This window comes from Deferribacterota bacterium, assembly GCA_034189185.1.
In the GTDB taxonomy this organism is placed as follows: domain Bacteria; phylum Chrysiogenota; class Deferribacteres; order Deferribacterales; family UBA228; genus UBA228.
In genome coordinates this window covers 1-3,998 of record JAXHVM010000168.1, presented here as the reverse complement: position 1 = coordinate 3,998, position 3,998 = coordinate 1, and the positions used below count along the sequence as shown (strand labels likewise).

Below are 3,998 nucleotides of genomic sequence, written 5' to 3'. Positions count from 1 at the left end.
CGCAAATTACAATACCTGATAATGCTACTGAGATAATGGTCTCTGAAGATGGGATTGTATCTGTTATGTTGCCAAACCAAATAGATCCAGTTGAGGTGGGCCAGATTGAGATAACCCAATTTATAAACCCACAAGGCCTTGAAGCCATAGGTAAAAATCTATTCTTGCCCACAGAATCAAGTGGGGACCCCATTGATGGCATCCCAGGAGAAGAGAATTTTGGCAAGATACATCAAGGTATGTTAGAGATGAGCAATGTAAATCTTGTAGAGGAAATGGTAAATATGATAACAGCACAAAGGGCATATGAAGTAAACTCAAAGGCAATTCAGACCTCTGATGATATGTTGCAAATTGTTAACAATCTAAGGAGGTAAATATGAAGAAAATTATGTTATTACTTATTATAATTTTGTTAAATAGTAATTTATATGCCAAAGAAATAAAAATCAAAGGCGACACTCTTTTTTTAGAGGATATAATAGGTGCAAAGATTAGAGAACCAATTATTACAAATTTGAATTTTGGTGAAAGAACTTTTGTTCCCAAAGAGCGGATAAGAAGCATTCTTTATAGGTTAAACCTACTAGATAAATTTAAAGAGTATGTTAAAGATTATACCGTTGTTAGAGAGGGAACATTATTGACAGAAAAGGAGCTAAAAAAATCTCTCATAGAGTGGTTGGGAAAAAATTATCCTAATTTTGATTTTGAAGTGGAAAGGATTTCCTACAATAACAATATCTTTTATCAAGATAAAGATAATATTTCCTTTGATATCTCTAGTAAACCCTTTGGCTCGACATACATTGATATAGGTAATGGCTATAAAAAGTATAGTGTATATGCCTATATAAAGGCGTTTAAAGATGTTTATGTTGCTAAGAAGGATATTAGAAGAGGTAGTACGTTGGAAGGGAATGTAATAAGAGAAAAGGTAGATGTTACTAACAAATATGACGATCTGGTTAATGATATAGATGGATTAATTGCTAGAACTACAATAAGAAAGGGCAAACCTATAACTGATGTATATGTTGAAGAAAAGCCTGCACTAAAAAGGGGTGCGAGTGTTAAAATAAGATATAAAGGTGATTATGTACTTGTTGAATCAAAGGGAGTATTAAGAGAAGATGCATTTGTGGGAAAATATGTTAGGGTCAAAAATATTACCTCTAATAAGGTGCTTACAGGAAAATATGTTGGAAACTCAATTGTTAGCGTTAATTGAAATGGCATATATTTTGCATATTATAATAATTGAAGGGAGTAGGAGTAAAAAATGGCAAAATATTTACTCGTTACACTAATGTTAATAGAGTTATTAATAGCGGGATGTACCAAGAATATTGAAAATATCCCCCCAAGTACATTCTATAATAAAGAGGTAGATGCATATTATGAAGCTATGAGAGAAAATCAAAATTATGGGTCGCTGTGGACTAATGCTAAAACAGAAGGAACATTGTTTTTAGATTACAAAGCAAGAAATATAGGGGATATTGTAATTGTACAAATAACGGAATCATCAACAGCATCAAATTCAAATACAACTGATGCAAGTAAAACCACAACCTATGATGCTAGTGTCAACACTTTTTTAGGTATGCCCATGGATTTAGGAATAAGCAACTTTTTAGGTATGGGTGAGCCCTTTAATCCAAGTGTTAATGCGCAAACAACAAATGATTTCCAGGGGGATGGGAGCAAGCAAAAAGCAGACCAGGTTCAAGCAACTGTTGCTGCAAGAATAGTAAATATTTTACCTTCTGGTAATCTAGTGATTGAGGGTGGTAGAGAAATTGTTGTAGACCAAGAAAAGCAATATATTTCAATTAGAGGTGTTATAAGACAAAAAGATATTAATGCGCAAAATGTTGTTCCCTCAACTGCTATAGCTGACGCCCAAATCCTCTATACAGGCAAGGGAATGTTGTCAGATGTTAATAAAAAGGGTTGGTTAGCCCATGTTATAGATTGGGCATGGCCATTTTAGGAGGGGTTTTATGAAAAGGTTGGTTATCTTGTTCTTTGCGTTTTTAATAATTTCAAATCAATTATATGCTGTGAAACTGAAGGATTTAGCAAAGATAAGAGGCGTTAGAGATAATCAACTTATTGGATATGGCCTTGTAGTAGGTTTAAACGGAACAGGTGATCAAGATCAAACTGAATTTACAGTTCACACCTTAACTAATATGTTAGATAGGATGGGAATAACCGTTGACGAGGATGATGTGCGGGTTGATAATGTTGCTGCTGTTATGGTTACTGCCAAACTAACACCTTTTGCAAAGGTCGGCACTAAAATAGATACTGTAGTATCATCAATAGGTGATGCTGATTCCCTAGAAGGGGGGACCCTTCTTTTGACCCCATTATCAGCTCCAGATGGAGAAGTATATGCAGTTGCGCAAGGTCCTATAACAGTTGGGGGGCTAAATATTAATATAAGAGGAGCAAATGTTCGTGAAAACCATCCAACGGTGGGGAGGATCCCAAATGGGGCAATTGTTGAAAAGGAAGTGCCTTATGATCTACCAAAAGATAATGTTATCATTTCTTTTGAAAAGTTAAGCTTAAATAATATTGTTAAAGCTAAAAATGCAATCAATAAGTTTTTTGGTGAGGAGATAGCGTCAATAGATTCTCCAACAACTATTTCTTTAAATACTCCCGTAAATTATAAAAATAATTTTTATGACTTTCTAGATGCTGCAATGCGTATTGACATTGAGCCAGAACCTTCTTCTAAGGTGGTAGTTGATGAGAGAACAGGCACAATTGTACTAGGGTCTGATGTAAGAATTACTACTGTAGCAGTGGCGCATGGTGATTTAACAATTAGAATATCATCGAATGTGCTAGTTAGTCAGCCTGCACCTTTTAGTGGGGGGCAAACAGTTGTTGTCGGCCAGCCTCAGGTAGAGGTTGAGGAAGAAGAGGGTAAACTTATGGTTATACCAGAAGGTGCTCAGATTTCAGATTTAGTCAAGGCTTTAAATGCAATTGGAGCAACCCCTAGGGATCTTATATCTATTTTACAGTCAATTGATGCTGCTGGTGCGCTACAAGGTGAATTAGAGGTGATTTAATGAATATAAATATGGTTTCTAATAATTTAGATAATGTAGTAAATAATAGGCAAGACACAATTAATAGACTTCAAAATTTAGATAAAAAGAGTGATCTATCCTATAAAGAATTAAAAAAATTAAAAAAAGCATGTGCAGATTTTGAGGCTATATTCTATCATATGATCTTAAAAACATCCAGAGAATCAATATCAGATGATGGTTTCATAAAACAAAATAGAGCTGAAAAAATTTTTACAGATATGTTAGATAACGAAGTTTCAAAACAAACTGCCTATAGAAGTAGTAACGGTATTAAAGATATGCTTTTTAGTTATTTTCTTGATGCTATGAACTTAGATGTCAATAGTAGTGATATAAAAATTGATGTAGAGGCTTAGGCTTATGTTTAAGTTATGTAGAATATCTCCGATATATAATGTAAGGGATTAAAAAGGAGGTGTCTTATGCCTGCGGAGCAAGTAGCTAATGTAAGTAAAAACGTAAGTAGTGAGCCAACCATAAAACCTAATGTTAAGGTTAATGGGACAAAGAATGATATGAATAATACTCCTAATAAGATTGTTGAAGATAGCGTTAACATATCAAAAGAAGCTGAAAATGAGCTAAGCAAGAATGTAGTTGAAGATAGTGCTAATATACCAGCAGAAGCCACAAACAAGGTAAATAGCAACAAAACAATTGCTGACAGTGAAGATTCAGCTGATAAAGAAGAAAATAGTGATAACGCTAAGGAAACAGACGATGAAGATAGACTAAGTACAGTGAGGGATAGAATTGATAATGGGATTAAAACTCTAAGAAATAGAATTGATAATAGAGCCGAATCAATAAGAAATAGAATTGAAGAGATCTTTGGTTGATATTTAGCGGGGCAGCACTATGCAAATAGAAGATAAAACA

At 34.2% G+C, this 3,998-nt stretch carries 6 protein-coding genes; all 6 read left to right on the top strand.

Going from position 1 to position 3,998, the window contains the following annotated elements:
- Window positions 1-377: flagellar hook-basal body complex protein (locus tag SVN78_09210; GenBank protein ID MDY6821784.1), on the top strand; the 377-nt coding region annotated here is incomplete at its 5' end.
- A gap of 2 nt (window positions 378-379) precedes the next feature.
- Window positions 380-1,231 (top strand): flagellar basal body P-ring formation chaperone FlgA, encoded by an 852-nt coding sequence (gene flgA, locus SVN78_09205; protein ID MDY6821783.1) that lies wholly within the window; start codon window positions 380-382, stop codon window positions 1,229-1,231.
- 51 nt (window positions 1,232-1,282) lie between these two features.
- Window positions 1,283-1,996, top strand: coding sequence for a flagellar basal body L-ring protein FlgH (locus SVN78_09200; protein ID MDY6821782.1), 714 nt, complete (start codon window positions 1,283-1,285; stop codon window positions 1,994-1,996).
- A gap of 10 nt (window positions 1,997-2,006) precedes the next feature.
- On the top strand, window positions 2,007-3,095 hold the full coding sequence (locus SVN78_09195; protein ID MDY6821781.1) for a flagellar basal body P-ring protein FlgI: 1,089 nt from the start codon (window positions 2,007-2,009) through the stop codon (window positions 3,093-3,095).
- Window positions 3,095-3,475 (top strand): rod-binding protein, encoded by a 381-nt coding sequence (locus SVN78_09190; GenBank protein MDY6821780.1) that lies wholly within the window; start codon window positions 3,095-3,097, stop codon window positions 3,473-3,475. Before SVN78_09195 ends, SVN78_09190 begins: the two co-directional genes overlap by 1 nt.
- A gap of 66 nt (window positions 3,476-3,541) precedes the next feature.
- On the top strand, window positions 3,542-3,958 hold the full coding sequence (locus SVN78_09185) for a hypothetical protein (protein ID MDY6821779.1): 417 nt from the start codon (window positions 3,542-3,544) through the stop codon (window positions 3,956-3,958).
- Window positions 3,959-3,998: the final 40 nt, after the last annotated feature.

Excerpts from the sequence above, each read along its gene's own strand:
- SVN78_09200 (MDY6821782.1), top strand. The coding sequence starts at position 1,283 with ATGGCAAAATATTTACTCGTTACACTAATGTTAATAGAGTTATTAATA.
- flgA (MDY6821783.1), top strand. The coding sequence starts at position 380 with ATGAAGAAAATTATGTTATTACTTATTATAATTTTGTTAAATAGTAAT.
- SVN78_09190 (MDY6821780.1), top strand. The coding sequence starts at position 3,095 with ATGAATATAAATATGGTTTCTAATAATTTAGATAATGTAGTAAATAAT.
- SVN78_09185 (MDY6821779.1), top strand. The coding sequence starts at position 3,542 with ATGCCTGCGGAGCAAGTAGCTAATGTAAGTAAAAACGTAAGTAGTGAG.
- SVN78_09195 (MDY6821781.1), top strand. The coding sequence starts at position 2,007 with ATGAAAAGGTTGGTTATCTTGTTCTTTGCGTTTTTAATAATTTCAAAT.